This is a genomic window from Pedobacter sp. (assembly GCF_031119335.1).
In the GTDB taxonomy this organism is placed as follows: Bacteria; Bacteroidota; Bacteroidia; order Sphingobacteriales; family Sphingobacteriaceae; genus Pedobacter.
The window spans coordinates 49,903-66,522 of sequence record NZ_JAVHXT010000007.1 but is presented as its reverse complement, the minus strand read 5'-3'; the positions used below and the strand labels follow the sequence as shown (position 1 = coordinate 66,522).

15 protein-coding genes are annotated in these 16,620 nt (G+C 38.1%); 7 read left to right on the top strand and 8 right to left on the bottom strand.

All coding sequences use genetic code 11. The annotated features are described in order from the left end of the window. The first annotated feature begins 192 nt into the window (after positions 1-192). Positions 193-1,527: a signal recognition particle protein gene (gene ffh / locus REI64_RS09500; protein ID WP_308849877.1), complete on the top strand. Its 1,335-nt coding sequence runs from the start codon at positions 193-195 to the stop codon at positions 1,525-1,527. Positions 1,528-1,656: 129 nt separating this feature from the next. Here ffh and REI64_RS09495 read toward each other — a convergent pair whose 3' ends face one another. Next, positions 1,657-1,980, bottom strand: coding sequence for a YbjQ family protein (locus REI64_RS09495; protein WP_308849876.1), 324 nt, complete (start codon positions 1,978-1,980; stop codon positions 1,657-1,659). A 232-nt stretch (positions 1,981-2,212) separates the two neighbouring features. Here REI64_RS09495 and REI64_RS09490 point away from each other — a divergent pair, with 232 nt between their 5' ends. The 3 genes from REI64_RS09490 (at position 2,213) to REI64_RS09480 (ending at position 5,563) form a co-directional block, all read left to right on the top strand. After that, positions 2,213-2,926, top strand: a complete 714-nt coding sequence (locus REI64_RS09490) for a hypothetical protein (protein WP_308849875.1) — start codon at positions 2,213-2,215, stop codon at positions 2,924-2,926. A gap of 82 nt (positions 2,927-3,008) precedes the next feature. Then, positions 3,009-3,227 (top strand): LuxR C-terminal-related transcriptional regulator, encoded by a 219-nt coding sequence (locus REI64_RS09485; protein ID WP_308849874.1) that lies wholly within the window; start codon positions 3,009-3,011, stop codon positions 3,225-3,227. Positions 3,228-3,355: 128 nt separating this feature from the next. Next, positions 3,356-5,563, top strand: coding sequence for a carboxy terminal-processing peptidase (locus REI64_RS09480; protein ID WP_308849873.1), 2,208 nt, complete (start codon positions 3,356-3,358; stop codon positions 5,561-5,563). 98 nt (positions 5,564-5,661) lie between these two features. Here REI64_RS09480 and REI64_RS09475 read toward each other — a convergent pair whose 3' ends face one another. Continuing rightward, the gene (locus REI64_RS09475) at positions 5,662-6,378 is read right to left on the bottom strand and encodes a DsbA family oxidoreductase (RefSeq protein WP_308849872.1); all 717 of its coding nucleotides are present in this window, start codon (positions 6,376-6,378) and stop codon (positions 5,662-5,664) included. Positions 6,379-6,692: 314 nt separating this feature from the next. Between REI64_RS09475 and REI64_RS09470 the strand changes: the two genes are divergently transcribed. The 3 genes from REI64_RS09470 to REI64_RS09460 all read left to right on the top strand — a co-directional run bounded on the left by REI64_RS09470 (position 6,693) and on the right by REI64_RS09460 (position 9,247). Then, entirely contained in the window at positions 6,693-7,244 is a 552-nt protein-coding gene (locus REI64_RS09470; RefSeq protein WP_308849871.1) for a sigma-70 family RNA polymerase sigma factor, read from the top strand. After that, positions 7,241-7,774 (top strand): hypothetical protein, encoded by a 534-nt coding sequence (locus REI64_RS09465; protein WP_308849870.1) that lies wholly within the window; start codon positions 7,241-7,243, stop codon positions 7,772-7,774. Before REI64_RS09470 ends, REI64_RS09465 begins: the two co-directional genes overlap by 4 nt. Before the next feature lie 93 nt (positions 7,775-7,867). Beyond that, a complete protein-coding gene (locus REI64_RS09460; RefSeq protein WP_308849869.1) occupies positions 7,868-9,247 on the top strand; it encodes a hypothetical protein in 1,380 nt (459 codons plus the stop codon). A 394-nt stretch (positions 9,248-9,641) separates the two neighbouring features. Here REI64_RS09460 and REI64_RS09455 read toward each other — a convergent pair whose 3' ends face one another. From REI64_RS09455 to REI64_RS09430, 6 genes are all read right to left on the bottom strand, one after another. Beyond that, a complete protein-coding gene (locus REI64_RS09455; protein WP_308849868.1) occupies positions 9,642-11,651 on the bottom strand; it encodes a glycoside hydrolase family 97 protein in 2,010 nt (669 codons plus the stop codon). Beyond that, complete coding sequence (locus tag REI64_RS09450; RefSeq protein ID WP_308849867.1) at positions 11,648-12,820, bottom strand: AGE family epimerase/isomerase; 1,173 nt, start codon at positions 12,818-12,820, stop codon at positions 11,648-11,650. Before REI64_RS09450 ends, REI64_RS09455 begins: the two co-directional genes overlap by 4 nt. 1 nt (position 12,821) lies before the next feature. Beyond that, positions 12,822-13,754: a DUF4434 domain-containing protein gene (locus REI64_RS09445; protein ID WP_308849866.1), complete on the bottom strand. Its 933-nt coding sequence runs from the start codon at positions 13,752-13,754 to the stop codon at positions 12,822-12,824. A gap of 44 nt (positions 13,755-13,798) precedes the next feature. Continuing rightward, positions 13,799-14,485, bottom strand: a complete 687-nt coding sequence (locus REI64_RS09440) for a GDSL-type esterase/lipase family protein (protein ID WP_308849865.1) — start codon at positions 14,483-14,485, stop codon at positions 13,799-13,801. A 149-nt stretch (positions 14,486-14,634) separates the two neighbouring features. Beyond that, positions 14,635-15,312 carry a GDSL-type esterase/lipase family protein gene (locus REI64_RS09435; RefSeq protein ID WP_308849864.1) on the bottom strand — a complete coding sequence of 226 codons (678 nt, stop codon included), beginning with the start codon at positions 15,310-15,312 and terminating at the stop codon, positions 14,635-14,637. Position 15,313: 1 nt separating this feature from the next. Continuing rightward, entirely contained in the window at positions 15,314-16,609 is a 1,296-nt protein-coding gene (locus tag REI64_RS09430) for an MFS transporter (protein WP_308849863.1), read from the bottom strand. Positions 16,610-16,620: the final 11 nt, after the last annotated feature.

The following is a 16,620-nucleotide window of genomic DNA, read 5'->3' as shown; positions in this document are numbered from 1 at the left end:
CGAACACGTAGGGGCAAACCTGTGTGTTTGCCCCAAGTAAAGCGGAAAGCGGCACTATCGGAACTTTCTTCGCTGCTATTGCTTTTCAAAATATTTAGCGCTACAATTTCAATTCAAAATCGTTCCTTTTCGTAAGGGATAAAATCGTAAATTTCTTTACCTTTGCAATCTTAAAAATTTAATTATCAAGCAATGTTTGAAAATTTACAGGATAAGTTAGATAGGGCATTTAAAGTTCTAAAAGGACAGGGAAGCATTACTGAAATCAACGTGGCAGAGACCATGAAAGAGATTAGAAAGGCTTTACTTGATGCAGACGTAAATTACAAAACGGCCAAAACTTTTACCGATCAAGTGAAAGAAAAGGCTTTGGGATCGAACGTATTGACCAGCATTTCGCCAGGGCAATTGCTTACCAAAATTATGAACGACGAGCTTGCTGCCTTAATGGGTGGTGAAGCTACCGAGTTGGATTTGAAAAACAACCCAACGGTAATATTAATTGCTGGTTTAAATGGTGCGGGTAAAACAACCTTCACTGGTAAATTGGCATTACACTTAAAAAGCAAAGGCAAAAAACCTTTAATGGTTGCCGGCGACGTTTACCGCCCCGCTGCTGTTGACCAGTTGCAGGTTTTAGGTGAGCAAGTTGGTGTGCCGGTTTACGCAAATAAAGAATCGAAAGATCCTGTGGCTATTGCCTTGGAAGGTATTGCCGAAGGTAAAAAGAACAACAATAACGTAATTATTGTAGATACTGCTGGTCGTTTGTCTATTGATGAGGCTTTGATGAACGAAATTTCGGAGGTTAAAGTACAGACTAAACCACACGAGATTTTATTCGTGGTAGATTCGATGACTGGTCAGGATGCGGTAAATACAGCTAAAGTATTTAACGATCGTTTAGATTTTACAGGTGTGGTATTAACCAAATTAGATGGTGATACCCGTGGTGGTGCTGCGCTTTCTATTAAATCGGTGGTTGATAAACCTATTAAGTTTATTGGTACTGGTGAGAAAATGGAAGCTTTGGATGTATTCTATCCAGATAGGATGGCTTCTCGTATTTTGGGCATGGGCGACGTGGTTTCCCTTGTAGAGCGTGCTCAACAACAGTTTGACGAGAAGGAGGCTGCCGAATTACAAAAGAAAATCCGCAAGAATAAATTCGATTTTAACGATTTCTACGGTCAGATCCAACAAATCAAGAAAATGGGTAACATGAAAGATTTGATGGGCATGATACCTGGCGTTGGAAAGATGATGAAAAACGTAGATATCGACGATGATGCATTTAAAGGAATTGAGTCGATTATTCAGTCGATGACACCCTACGAAAAGGAAAATCCAGATTCGATACAACAAAGCCGCAGGCTTAGAATTGCAAAAGGTTCTGGCAACAAGGTAGAGGATGTAACTAAGCTTTTAAAACAATTTGAGGATATGAGAAAGGTGATGAAACAGTTCTCTAATCCAGCGGCGGCTGCAAAAATGATGCGCAACATGCCGAAAATGCCGCAACGCTAATAAGAAAGTTAAATGTATTGAAAACCCGAAGTATCGGGATTAAAACTCAAAAAATATAAAGCCCGAGATATTTAAAAGATATCTCGGGCTTTTTTATGTTCGGTCGAAGCCCCTTCAGGGGTTTGGGGTTTAATCTTCCAAAACAACTGCAGTTCCGCTAGCAGTTACCATTAACATGCTACCCCCGCTTCCTACAGTTTCATAATCCAAATCAACACCTATAATAGCGTTGGCACCCATTGCTGCTGCATACTGTTGCATTTCGCTAACTGCGGTATTTTTTGCTTCACGCAATACCTGTTCATACGAACCAGAACGTCCTCCTACAATATCTCTAATTCCTGCAAAAATATCTTTGAAAAAGTTTGCTCCTATAATTGTTTCTCCTGTTACAAGGCCAATGTATTTAACTACTTTTTTACCTTCTACATTATTTGTTGTGGTTACTAACATAGCTTTAAGTTTTTTATGATTCGATGGTTTTAAAGATGATTTGTTACATCATTACCATAAATTTTCATGTGAGAGGCAATTATAAATTGCAAATTAACAGCGCTAAAGTGTTTGGAAAATAACGATTTAACTATTGTAACTTAAAATTTATATCTTTGTGCTGTGAATTGTCTTGGATGTTGTAGCCTAAACCAAGCCATGACGGTTTCCAAGCCAATGAAAATATAAATAGATGAAAAAAATCTACCTACTTGAGATATTCACACTCTCAACGCTATTAACCTTATCAATTGGTACTGCAAATTTTGCAAACGCACAAAACGTTGTTGGACCAAATGCCGAGCAAAATCATCAGCCTCAATTATCTGTTAACTTGGCTGTGTTGGGCAATGCTAGTCGCACCGCTGCCGACGAGTTTTTTGAAGATGCGGAGCGTTACGAACGTTTTGGCGATTTTGATGCTGCCATAGTTACCTTTAACAAAGCAGCAAAAGAATACAAGCAAGACAAAAAATATAACCGCTACGGCGCAACGCTAATCCGCTTAAGTAACATTCATGTACTACTTTCTAACTATAGCGAAGCTGAGCAAATTGTTTTAAAGCAGGTCTTAAAAAATTACAGCAGAATAGGTAGCAAAGTGGGACAAATGTCGGCCTACCAACAGCTGGGCAAAATCTACTATGCGGCAAATAAACTTCCGCAATCTTTGTGGTTTTACACCCAACAAGGAATATTAGCTCAGCAGTTGAAGGATAACAACGCCTACATCGAATCTGTTCTAGGTATTGCTTCTGTTAAAATCAAAAAGAAAGACTACCAACTGGCTGTTAAAGATCTAAATACCGCAGAGCTTCTTTCCAAGAACAACAATACCGTACAATACAATCAGCTTATTAAAAGCTCTAGAGCTATAATAGCCGAAAGAACTTTAAAAAAGGGATAATCGAATTTACGTAAAATACCTATTTCTGGGTATTAACCTGATTTTCTTGTTCTCTAATTTTATCTAAATAAAGCCCTCTCTCATGAAACCTAAAACAAACCTTGCGGCGCTGTTAAGTGCTCGCGAACTAGAAATTATTCGTTTAATTACACAAGAGTATAGTAACGAAGATATTGCCGCACATCTGAGCATCAGTAAGAGAACGGTAGAAACGCATCGAAAGAATATCTTCAAGAAAACAAAAGTGAAAAGTATTGTGGGGCTGGTTGTTTTGGCAATGAAAAACAATTTAGTAAGATAGATCCCGTTCTTTTTACAATCTTTACAAAAAAGATACAGACTAAAACTGTATCTTTTTTGTTTATTTAAGAAATTGGTATCATATTGGATAATGATTTTATAAGAATGGATTTTAAAACAGTTAGAGAAATGCTGAAAAGAATATTTGCCATTACCTTTACCGCTGCAGTTTTAGCCTGCACAGCCTCGCCAAAGGCCCAAAAACCGGTAGATGGTATTTCGAACATAAAACCAGACGAGCAACAAAGTTTGGTAGCTAAAGAAGTAGTGGGGTTAATTGAGAATTATAACTACAAGAAGATAAAGCTAAACGATTCGATCTCATCGATTATTTTTGATAGATACATCAAAGCCTTAGACCCGTCTAAATATTACTTCTTAGAAAGTGATATCAAAGAATTTGAAGCTAACAGACACAGCTTAGATGACGATTTAAGAATTGGGGATCTTAGTACGCCTTTCTACATTTTTAATGTTTATTTAAAGCGATATAATGAGCGTGTAGATTATTCCGTTTCTCAGATTAAGAACAAGTACGATTTTAGTCAAAACGACACTTATGTTTACGATAGGGAAAAACTTCCCTGGACCAAAAGCAAAGCTGAGCTAGACGAAATTTGGAAAAAACGTGTGAAATATGAGCTGGTAAACCTTAAGATTGCTGGTACAGACGAAGCGAAAAATGTGGAAACGTTAACTAAACGTTATACCAACCTAAAATCTCAAGCGGCAAAATTCAACAATCAGGATGTATTTCAAATCTTGATGGACTCATTTACCGAAGCTATTGATCCGCATACCAACTATTTTAACCCACGTAATGCTGAAGCCTTTAACCAAGAAATGTCGCGTTCGTTGGAAGGTATTGGCGCTGTTTTACAATCTGAAAATGAAGTGACCAAAATTGCCTCTGTAATGCCTGGTGGTCCTGCTTTTAAAAGCAAAAAGCTTAACGCTGGCGATAAAATCATTGCTGTTGCGCAAGGTACCGATGGTGAATTTGAGGATATTATTGGATGGAGAATTGATAACGCAGTATCTAAAATCAAGGGGCCAAAAGGTACCACAGTTCGTTTAAAAGTTATTCCTTCGGGACAAGAACTTTCATCTAAGCCGCAAATTATTACCTTGGTAAGAGAGAAGATCATCTTAGCTGAGCAATCGGCTAAAAAGATTGTAAAAACTGTAGAGAATGATGGCAAACCTTACAAAATTGGGGTGATTAAAATTCCTGCTTTTTATGCAGATTTTAAAGCTGCAAATGCCGGAGATCCGAACTATAAGAGCACCACTAGAGATGTTCGTTTATTGATTGACACACTTAAAAACATGGACAAGGTTGATGCTATTGTGGTTGACCTTAGGGCAAACGGTGGTGGTTCTTTAAACGAAGCGATTGAACTTTCTGGTTTATTTATTGGCAAAGGCCCTGTAGTGCAGGTTAAGGATTACAGAAATAGTGTAAAAGTTTATAAAGATGAAGACAATGCCATTACTTGGGATGGACCTCTTGGGGTAATGATTGACAGATTAAGTGCTTCTGCTTCTGAAATTTTCGCTGGTGCGATACAAGATTATGGACGTGGCATTGTAATGGGAACCCAATCTTATGGAAAAGGAACGGTTCAGTCTTCTATCGATCTAAACTCTTTAATGAACTCTTCGATGCTGCAAAAGTTGGCGGCATTGTTTAAAAAGAACGAAGACGAGAAAAAAGCAGCGAAGAAAGATCTTAACTCTCCAACAGTAACTATTGTAGATAAAAATGGTGTGCCTCAGTTAGGTCAAATTAACTTAACTATGGCTAAGTTTTACCGTGTAAGCGGAAACAGTACACAGCATAAAGGTGTAATCCCTGATGTGAATTTCCCATCTATCTATCCGTTAGATAAAATTGGAGAAGACACCGAGCCTTCTGCTTTGCCTTTCGATGTGGTAAATCCATCAACTTATAACACTGTTTATGATTTGAATGCGATTAAGGTTAATCTGAATAAGTTACACGAAAAACGTATGACGAAATCGCTAGATTACAAAATGCTGAAAGAAGACATCGCTGAAAGCAAGAAAAGAGAAAACGAAACTTCGGTAACTTTAAATGAAACGAAATTAAAAGCAGAACGTGAGGCGCTGGAAGCTAAATCTTTGGCAAGGTTAAACCAAGTTAGAGCAGAAAAAGGATTAGCTCCACTTAAAAAAGGAGAGAAAACACCGAAACAAGAAGCTTCTGATTTTATTGAGGATGAAAGCATGAATATCATGGTTGATTTCATGAAGCAAACCGAAAGCTCGAAGCTGAGCAAAAACACAAATAAGTTGGCTCCTTTGAATAAATAATAGTAAGCAACAAATTAAAAAAAGGCGATTAGAATTTCTAATCGCCTTTTTTTTATAATTTGCCTTCATTGCGAGGCATGAATCATTAACGTCGGTCTCTATACCTCACAACCATTCTCATCGCAACTATTAGCATCCGTTGTATTTAAACTTTTTAAGGATGAATTTTCTTGTGCTACTTTCCATTCGTTATAACTTTGCGTAATCGTTTGTTTAAACGCATCTACAGGCTGCGCTCCTGATAGTGCATACTTTCTGTCCATCACAAAAAATGGGACGCCTCTAACACCTAATTGCTGGCTTTCGTAAATATCGTACCTCACTTCTTCTTCAAAAGCATTGCTTTCTAAAACAGATTTTGTTTCATTTCTATCTAAACCTAAGTTAGTAGCTATATCTAAAAGCGCATTTACATCGTCAATATTCTTCGCATCTTCAAAATGAGCTTTAAATAATTCTTCTTCTGCTAAATCTTGCTTGCCTTTGCTTGCAGCAAAATGTATTAACCGATGTGCATTAAAAGAATTAGCTGGAATACTCTTCTCAAAATCAAGTTTTAAACCCACATTATTAGCCATTTCTGCAACTTGGGTTGTCATTTGCTTGGCTTGCGCTAAACTGATGCCTTTGTTGGTTGAAAGGTAATCGTACAAACTTTCGCTATTCTCGTTTTTATATGCTGGGTTAAGTTGGTAACTTTTCCAATCAATCTCGATATCTTTTTGAAAAGGAAGATCTGCCAATGCTTGTTCTAAATGTCTTTTGCCTATGTAGCAGAAAGGACACATCACATCAGACCATATTTCTATTTTCATTTCTTTCTATTTAATTACACAAAGGTAGATGTTAGCAGAAAAAGCTTAGTCTCAGGAAGGTAAAATATGAGAGAGTCTGGGTTACGTTATTGAAGGTGAATGAGAAATTTATAATGGTGAGATTTATCTTTCAGTTTATCTACATTTGAACTAGCGGGAGAGGGATACAAGGATTACAGCGTAAAGCAGAACTCCGAAAATAGTAACAATGAAACTGCTTTTCCTAAAACAAATAAAATATTTTTGTAGCACGGTGCAACGTTTTGAAAACCACGTTGTCTTTTGATTAGAACGCTTTAGAGAATGTTTAAAATTTGGAAACAGTTTACATAGACAAGCATGCAGATTTAGTAAACGAATGCCGCAACGGCAGTCGGAAAGCACAATTTGAAATTTACAAGCTGTATGCTACGGCTATGTACAACGTGGCACTGCGAATTGTGAATGACGATGCCGAAGCTGAAGATGTTTTGCAGGAAGCTTTTTTAGATGCTTTTAATCGCATTGCGGATTTTAGACAGGAAACAACTTTTGGGTTGTGGTTAAAACAAATCGTGATTAACAGGTCTATTAATTATTTGCGTAAGCGAAAAATGGAAACCGTTAGTGTAGATGAGGTAGATGTGCCAGATGAACCAACGCCAGATTTTGAAGAAACACATTTAAAGGTAGAAGCTATAAAGAGTGCAATGGCTGAACTACCTGATGGCTATAGAGTGGTGTTAAGTTTATACCTTTTTGAAGGGTACGACCACGAAGAAATTGCACATATTTTAAAAATAACAGAAAATACATCGCGTACACAGTATATGCGAGCAAAAAGAAAGTTGAATAGTTTATTAGTAACGAAAGGAGTAGCAAGATGAGCAATAAATTAGAGGGGTTTGTAAAAGACAACAAAAGAGAATTTGAGGTAAAAGGTCCATCGGATGTGCTGTGGAGCAAAATAGAAGCCGAATTGGATAAAAAAAAGCCAGTTAAAAAGACCTTTGGAATGTATCAATGGATGAGTATTGCTGCAATGTTGGTGCTTACAGTAGGGGTTTATTTTGGCTACCAATACCAAAGAACAAGTGCTGAGATTTTGGTTGCAGATGTTAACCCTGGGATGGGTAAAAAGGAAGTAAGGTTCACTAGTTTAATCGAAGAAAAAAGAGACAGTCTGCAAACTTTAGCGGGAGCAGATCCTGAACTTTATAAACAGTTTATAGCTGATATGGGAAAGTTAGATAACGACTATCAGGAACTGAAAAAACAATTACAAACAAGCCCTAATAAAGGTTTGGTGGGCAAAGCGATGATGAAAAATCTAGAGATACAATTGCAGATGATTAGTCAGCAATTATATATTATCAATCAAGTCAATCAATATAAAAAAGAGGAGAAAACCATCTAATACTTATTTCGTTCGACGTCGGTTATAATGTATTTGAAACAGGTTTGCTCTAAACAAACAAACGAGTAATAAACTCAAAACAATTTAAAGCAAATGAAAAAAATCATATTTAGCATATCGACCTTCTTTGGGGTTCTTATGCAAGCAAGTGCACAAGTAGGCGGTACACTGCCTACGCCACCAACACCTCCAACACCACAAGTTGAGTCGTATAGTAACAGTACTTCAAGGTCAACCACCACTACCCGTCATAGATCAACCAAAAACGGTAAGACGGAAACATTTACGGAAACCTATACGACTTCCACTCCACAACAGGGTCAGTACGATGATCCTCAAAGAACAAAATCTTTTTCAAAATCTTATGGTTTGGGCAGGGGAGAGAAAGTGAATATTTCTAATATCTATGGAAATCTTATTGTTAAAACCTGGGATAAAAATGAAGTAAAAGTTGATGCTGACATTAGAGCATTTGCTAACTCGGAAGATGAAGCCCAAAAGCTAATCGACAATGTTTCTATCTCGAGTTCGAAGAATGGTGATGAGGCTGTTTTCAAAACCCAAATGGAAGATAGAAATGGTAATTGGGGAAATGGCAGCAGAAACGGTAAAAGATGGCGTAGAGAAGTGAAAATATTTATGACCGTCTATTTGCCTTCAAGCGCTGCACTCACTGCTTCGCAGCAATACGGAAATGTAGAATTACCAGATTTTTCGGGACCAACATCGCTTAGGGTACAGTACGGAAAACTAATTACAGGAAATTTAAGCAATATCAATAACTTTATTTCGGCACAATACACTAGTGTTGATTTGCAAGATGTGAATAAAGCAACTATCAAACAGCAATATGGTAGCGGATTAACCATCGCCTCTATTGGAGATTTGAACCTTAACGCTCAATACGCTACTGTACGTATTGGTGATGTGAAAAGAAACGCAAGCATTAGACAACAATATGGCAGTGGTTTAACTATTGCTTCAGTAGGTGGTAACTTAGATTTAGATGCACAGTACGCTTCGGTAAAAGTAGGAGCGATTAAAGGAGATGCAGGGATTAAGATACAATATGGTAGCGGTTTAAATATTGAGCAAGTTGATAACTTAAGCCTTACCGCTCAATATGCGGCAGTTAGAGTTGGAAGATTAACTGGAAACATGACTGCCAAAGGTCAATATGGCAGCAGGTTGTCTGTAGAGAAGGTAGAGGCAAGTAGTAAAATAGTAAATATAGATGCACAATATTTAAGCGTAATGTTAGGTTTTGCCTCAAACTATGGAGGCAGCTTAAATGTAGATACCCAATATGGAAGTTTAAAAGTAGGAGAGGGTATAAATGCTAGAAGAGTGGGAGATGACGATGATAGAGGTAGCAGCTCTAGAAAAGATTACACTGGAACAATTGGTAGAGGTGGTGCTTCTAATGTGAAAGTAAGCGTGAGGTATAACTCGGCAACTTTGAGGGTTAATTAAAACGAGTTTTATTATAAAAACGGGATGTTCAGATGAACATCCCGTTTCTGCTACTAACCCAACTTCGATTAAATAAATCGACTACAACAGGCTCCTAAAAGCTAGTCCCGTTTATTTCGGGAGACGAACCGCAAATATCTCGTCACGCTGACCTGTAGCGAAGCGGAAAGCTATGTAATAAATTTATTTCAGGGTCAGTTAGAAAAGGAAAAGGGATGTTCAATTTGAACATCCCTTTGTTTTTTTGCCGTATCTTAAGAGAAGTAAATGCATGCAATATTTCGGCGTAGAAGACTAGGACGTCATTTAAACAGCATTATATAGGTGTATCTCAAATTAAATTTATCACGAGAGGAGTTTTAATATTTTCCCCCCGCGATAAAAATAATCATTGTTAATTCACCTTAAGTGTAGATATTTTTATGGCAAATCCACCCCCTGGTGCCATATCTACTTTTAAAGTTCTATTTTCTGAAAGTTGGATTTTTTTTCTTTTGTAGTCTCTCGCAACCCTGTCAGCATTAATTCCATCAACAAAAATTTCCACTTCTTTAGCGTCTTTATTTAGAAACGAAAGGTCCAAATTAATACTTCTTTTGTTCCAATTGTTTAAGCCGCCTATAAACCAGTCATCACCTTTTTTTCTGGCGATAACAATGTATTCTCCAATTTTACTTTCTAAAGGAAAGGTTTGGTCCCAAAAGGTTGGTATTTTAGAAATAAATGAGATGCTTTCTTCTTCCTTCTCATAATTTACTGGATTATCACATAGCATAGCTAGTGGCGCATCAAACACGATATAGGAAGCTAATTGTCTACATCTGGTACCTTGGCTCATGGCTTCTTGACTAACTGCTCTGTAGTTGTTCTTAGATGCATTTCTCATTGCGCCTTGTGTATAATCTACAGGCCCCGCTACCATTCTGATAAATGGAAAAGTAACATCGTAAGTAACTTGGTCAGTTTTGATATCTACCCATTTCATTTGCTCCATACCATGTATGCCTTCAAAATTAAGCACATTTGGATACGTTCTCTGTAGTCCGGTAGGTTTGTAAGCACCATGAAGGTTAAGGATTAGTTTATACTTTGCTGCTGTTTTTGCCGCTTTATAATAGAAATCCACCATCAACTGGTCGTCTCTATCCATAAAATCTACTTTAAATCCCTTTACTCCCAAAGCCGAGTAATGCCTGCAAACTTCTTCCATATCCTTTTCGAAAGCATAATATCCTGCCCATAAAATGATACCCACATTTTTTTGCTTAGCATAATTGATTAGCTCTGGTAGGTTGATAGCTGATACAACTTGCTTGAGGTCGAACTTTAAGTTTACAGCCCAACCTTCATCAATCACTACATATTCCAATCCTTTTTTTGATGCAAAATCAATATAGTATTTATAGGTTTCAGTATTTATTCCGGCTCTAAAATCTACGCCGTATAAGTTCCATGCATTCCACCAATCCCAAGCTGCTTTTCCTGGTTTTATCCATGAAACATCATCAATTTTAGATGGAGAAGCCAATTTATAGACCATATCATTATCTAGAAGTTCTGCATCATTTTTTACTACGGAAATAATTCTCCAAGGAAAATTTCTAGGAGACGAAACTTTAGCAATGTAAGGCTCTCTTTCTTTAACTAATAACTGTAATTTGTTATAGCCGCCGTGTTCTAAAGTTTTAGGATAGGGCGCAAATACAGCCGAAAGCTTATTTTTTCTATCAATGTTCCTGAGGTACATCCCTGGATATGCTTCTAGGTCAGCTTCTGTAATCAGTACTTTTCTCTTGCTCTTTGTTTCTATAAGTAAAGGCAAAAAGGCAAGCCTATTCGTATCCATAGCCGTTAGTTTCCCATAGGTATAAGTGTTTTCGAAAGAGTTGTTAAACTGACGTTCCATCGTTAGTTCAGCACCTCTCACTTTTACATAGGGGATATAGGCATTAGCATCGTCGGGGAAAATAAAATCGGCAGTTTCATTTTTAACTAAAAAAGGTTCTTTTAAAGAGCTCGAAAAATGATAAGCTACCCCCTCATTATAAGCTCTAACGGTTAGGCTATAGTTTCCTTTAAATGAAAGGCTTACTTCATTATAAGTGTCCGAAATAGTACTTTTCTTATAAAAAGGGCTTTCTATTTTTTGTCGTTTATTTTTCGAAAAAATGCTCTTTACAACTTTCGGATTAGTTCCAAAAGAAGGTTTTCCAACAATATCCATTTTAATTGTTGAAGGCCTTAGAACGGTATCTTTTTCTTGAAGCACGCAAATATCAATACGTTTATCTGTATTAATTAATGCTTTAAGCCTTCCGTCTGGAGAAGCTAGTGTGAAGCTGCCTTTTTGTGCCCATGCACTATTGGCTAAAAGAAAAATTATTAGGAAAATCTTCTGTCTCATATCGCAGGTACAGCCACTGTTTCTAAAGTATGATAAACCTGATATAATGCTCTTGGAATGTGGAAACAACCCTTCCATTTACCACCCTTTGCAGGAATAGAAACTTCGCCTCTGCGATTTAAATAACCGTACCACTCGCCACCATTTTCTGCATCTCTAAAGTTCTTCCAAGTGTAATCGTGAAGTTTTTCGAACCACACTGCACACTTTTCATTTTGGGTAATGGCGTAGCCTTTTGCCATAGTTACCAAAGCCTCTACGTGTACCCACCAAAGCTTTTGGTCCCACTCTAATTGTTGTACCGGATGCCCTTTGATATCTTTGAAGTACAAAATACCATCATGTTTATCATCCCAACCAAATTCTAATGCTGTAAATGCAATTTCAAGAGCTTTGTCTACTAACGCTTTGTCGTTTTTCCTTACGGCCAAATCCATGATAAACCACATGGCTTCGATAATGTGACCAGGGTTTACTACTCTTCCTTCATAAGAATTTGAGAAGCTACCATCCTGATAAACGTTCTCCAAAATCAATCCCGATTGTGGTTGATAAAACACAGACATCACTTCGTGTAAAACCTCGTCAATTAAACCATCTACGGTAGATTTATCTAACAAGTGCTCTAACTCTAAAGATAGATTGCACAAAATCATCGGTAACGAGAAGTTCTTTAAATCTCTGGTACCGAGAAAGCCTTTACTGTATTTACCTTTTGGATTGTTTCTTCTCTCTAAAATTCTGTTGAAAGTCTTTAATGCGATGTCGGCATCTTCATTGCTGTTGTTGATTTTACAAAGTGCGCCAAAGCCCATTGTAGCAAAGCAATCAGAGAAAATGTTGTAAGGTTGCACTAAAGGTTTCCCCTCTTTGGTAAAAGAAAAATACCAATCGCCATTGGCATCTCTACCATGTTTTCTCATGAAAGAAGCACCCAATTCTGCAATATCTTTCCATTCTTGTTTGGCTTCTACTTTATCAAAAAGCATCGAATATGTCCAGATTTGACGGCCTTGCAACCAAGCAAATTTATCGGTATCGTAGACATTTCCTTTGGCATCTAAACAGGTAAAATATCCCCCTGCATCTCTATCTAAAGAGTTTTTGCTCCAAAAGGGAACAATCTCGTTTAGCAATTCGTTCTTGTATATATCTATGTACTTGTTCATCTTATAAAGTCTTTGCGTATTCTTGGTATCTATTATAAAGGTGTTGCGCTTGTAAGTAAGCCGATTGTGGGCTCATAAAGTGTGAAAACTCGAAAGTGATGGCTTTATCGTAACCTGCTTTTCTTGCCGCTTCTAGTTTTAATCTTAGTTTTTCGAATTTGATAGGAAGGAATTTGATGGGCATATCGCGGTCGAAACTTTCGGCGTTGGTCCAGCATTGCAAACCGAATTTATCAGCCATTTTCTTGTTCACTTCAAAGAAATCTTGCAGCTCGTGGTAATCTACGTGGCCATCCTGAAAAGCAACTGCATCGATAGAACCTTTTAAGCCAGCAAAAATCTCCGACCACTCATCTTCGTGTTCTTTCAGCGATACTGCGTTTTCTTTGGTCAAGGTCGCTTCCGCAGCCATTACCGCTTTTTTACCATCAATCCATGGGGAGATGAAAGTTGGCAAACCATTGCTTACGCCTTTGCACTGCAAGCCCAAAGTGTTAAAAGCTTCGGTAGCTCCTTTGGTGCGGCGACTGATTTCCATGCTCAGGTACCAACCACCGAAACTTTTGTGGTGTCCGTACTTGGCCCAAACTTCATCGATAACGTAGCGGTTAGCATCAATTTCGTGCTGTAAATTTCCTGTATCCCAGTAATGGCCACTGTCGTACAAACCGAAATAGAATTTCATGTCGTGTTCATCCGCCAGTTCTAAATACAGTTCTACCAAATCGATAGGCGGTTCGTAGCAGCCAAATTTATTTTTTAGGTAAACCGATGGATAGGTAATAAACCTGCGATAACCGCTCCTAATGAGAATTACTGTATCAATCCCCATTGCTTTCATGTGCGCAAAATCCTTTGCCCATTCTTCTCTTCCCCAGTTTTGGTGTGGGATATCGTGAGAAATCTCATCAATAAAAGTTCCCGTTATTCTCATTCTTTTTCTTCTTAATTATGTTGATGAAAGGTTTTTAACCAACCTTACAAATACTTATTATCCTTTAAAAATTTTACCCAATCGATATAGGCTGCGGCTTTTAAATGCACGCCATCCATCGTAAATTCTTGCTTTAATACACCTTTATCATCCTGAAATAGCGGACAGATATCGATGTAAGTCACGCCTTCTTCTTCGGCCAATGCCTTAATTTTTTTATTGAGTGCTGGCACCAAAACATTGCGGTCTTTGGTGTAAGCCTCTTTGGTCATGCTTTCGTTAATAGGCAAACAGCTTTCCACGTAAATTTTCGTGTTTGGCGACTGCTGTTTAATCTTTCTGATGATGCGTTTGTAGTTGTACACACTTACATCATGAGGCAGCTTGCGGAACTGGTCGTTAATGCCATCCATTAAGTAAATGGCTTTAGGTTTTGCGGCTACAATTTCGTCCATTCTAGCTAAAATGCCGAAAGAGTTATCGCCACCAATGCCTCTGTTTACTACCGGATATTTGCTATCTGCCAATAATTCTTGCCACTCCGCTCTCTCGGTAATGCTGTTTCCTAAAAAGATAATCGCATTTTTAGGGATGGGCGTTTTGGCAAAATACTCCATGCGTTGTTGATAGTACCAATTGGCGTAATTGCTATCGATTTTTACGGTTTGTGCTTGGGCGGCGCTAAAGAATACGGTTGCTATGATAAGCAGACTTGTGCACCCTGCCGTCATTGCGAGGCACAGTTTATCCCGACGCTTCGGGAAAGCAATCTTAAAGCGAGAGGTTATCATATTTGAAAGATTGCTTCGTCGTTCCTTTCCGACATATCGGAGTAAACTCTCGCAATGACGATTTAATTTATTTTTTGTATTCCTCATCCTTAAATAACCTTTAATCTTTTTAATTCCTCAGCCCAATACACATAAGAAGCGTGGCGCAAGTGCAAGCCGTCTAGGCTCAATTCCTTTTTCAAATTCCCTTTTTCATCAGCTAACGCTGGATGTAGGTTGATGTAAAACACACCCATTTCTTTACAAAGTGCTTCCAGCTTTTGGTTCAAATCATTGATTTTGCTGTTCTTCACTTGGGCATAAGTCGCTGGTAACATCGCTTCATTAACTGGCAGTAAGCTTTGCATATACAGTTTGGTTTTCGGCGATTGCGTTTTTACCATCACAATCATGCGTTTGAAATTGGCTAAAATCACATCATTTGGAGTGCCACGTTTCATATCATTTACGCCGCTCAACAAAAATATTTTTGCAGGTTTCGACTCTAAAACTTCATCCAAACGAGCCAAAATACCATAAGTTACATCGCCACTAATGCCTCTGTTAATGATGTTTTTCTTGCGAATAAGTTCCTGCCATTTTCCGCCCTCGGTTAAGCTGTTGCCTACAAAAGCAATTTCTCCTTTGCGGTTGGGCATCTTTCTAAAAAAATCCAATCGTTGCGTATAGTGGCTGTTTACATAGCCACTATCTACAGCAACGGTTTCTTGCGCATTCAACGAATGAGCAGCAACGATAAAGTAAAAGGTGTATATTAATTTCTTCATGTTATTCGTTAATCAATTCCCCTTGGTTCTTCTCTTCTTCAGATTTCTTTAAAGGCACAATCCAAGTGGCAATAAAAGCTGGGATAGTTGCAATTAGCACCCATATAAAAAAGTCTTTGTAACCTAAATAATCGCTAATTGGACCGCTAATCATACTGGCCAACGTATAGCCGAAATAAGTGATAGCGCTACCAAAAGCATAATGTGCCATTTGATATTTGCCTGGTGCAATTTGCTGCATGATAAACAATATGATACCGATAAAACCGAAACCGTAACCGAAATGCTCGATAGCAACCGAACTTCCAATGATAAATAAGTTTGATGTTTGTGTAAATGCCAAGTAAGCGTAAGTAATAAACGGCAGGTTAAAACAAGCACAAAGCAACAGTAAAGTTTTACGGTTCAAGCCTTTGTTTGATACAAAATATCCGGCAGTTAATGAGCCCAGTACGAAAGCAATGGTGCCATAAATACCGGTGAGCATACCTAAAGTGGCTTCACTAAGCCCCAAACCACCAACATCTTTCGCGGCTTTAAAAAACAGCGGCATAATTTTAATGGCTTGTCCCTCCGCAAAGCGATATAAAACGATGAATAAAATACCGAACCAAATGTGTTTCTTTCTGAAAAAGCTGGTGATTACGTCACTTAGCGTTTGCCAAACTTGTGCCGTAGTTTGCACTTGAACTTGGGTTTGTGTTTGAGGTAAAGCTTTTTTGTTGTACAAACCCAACAAAAACATTACTGCGGCGTAAACCAATAAAATAATCGCCCAAGCTTTGGTGTTGCCGTAAAGCGGAATAAGTACGCCTACTAAAAACACCATTCCTCCGTTAGAGAAAAGTTTGGCGAAGTTATAGAACGTTCCTTGCCAACCTACGTATTTAGCTTGGTCTTTATTACTTAACGATTGTAGGTACAGACCATCGGCAGCGATATCTTGCGTAGCACCTAAAAAGGCAATCAGTAAAAAGACAACTACAGAAGCGGCGAAGAAATTATCTAGAAACAATAAACCAGCGGCAACGGCGAACAATAGCCCTGCTAATATTTGAGAACCGTAGATGTAGAACTTTTTGGTTTTGTACAGCTCCATAAACGGCCCCCAAAGTGGTTTAAAGCTCCAAGGTAAAATGATGATACCCGTGTAAACGGTAATCTCAGTATCTGAAAAACCCATGTTTTTGTACAAAAGCGATAGCAATGTACCGCCCAGTACCAAGTTGGGTAAACCCATAGCAAACCATGTGCTCGGTATCCATTTTATGGGGTTGATATTTTTATTTTGTTCCAATTGTGTGTTTG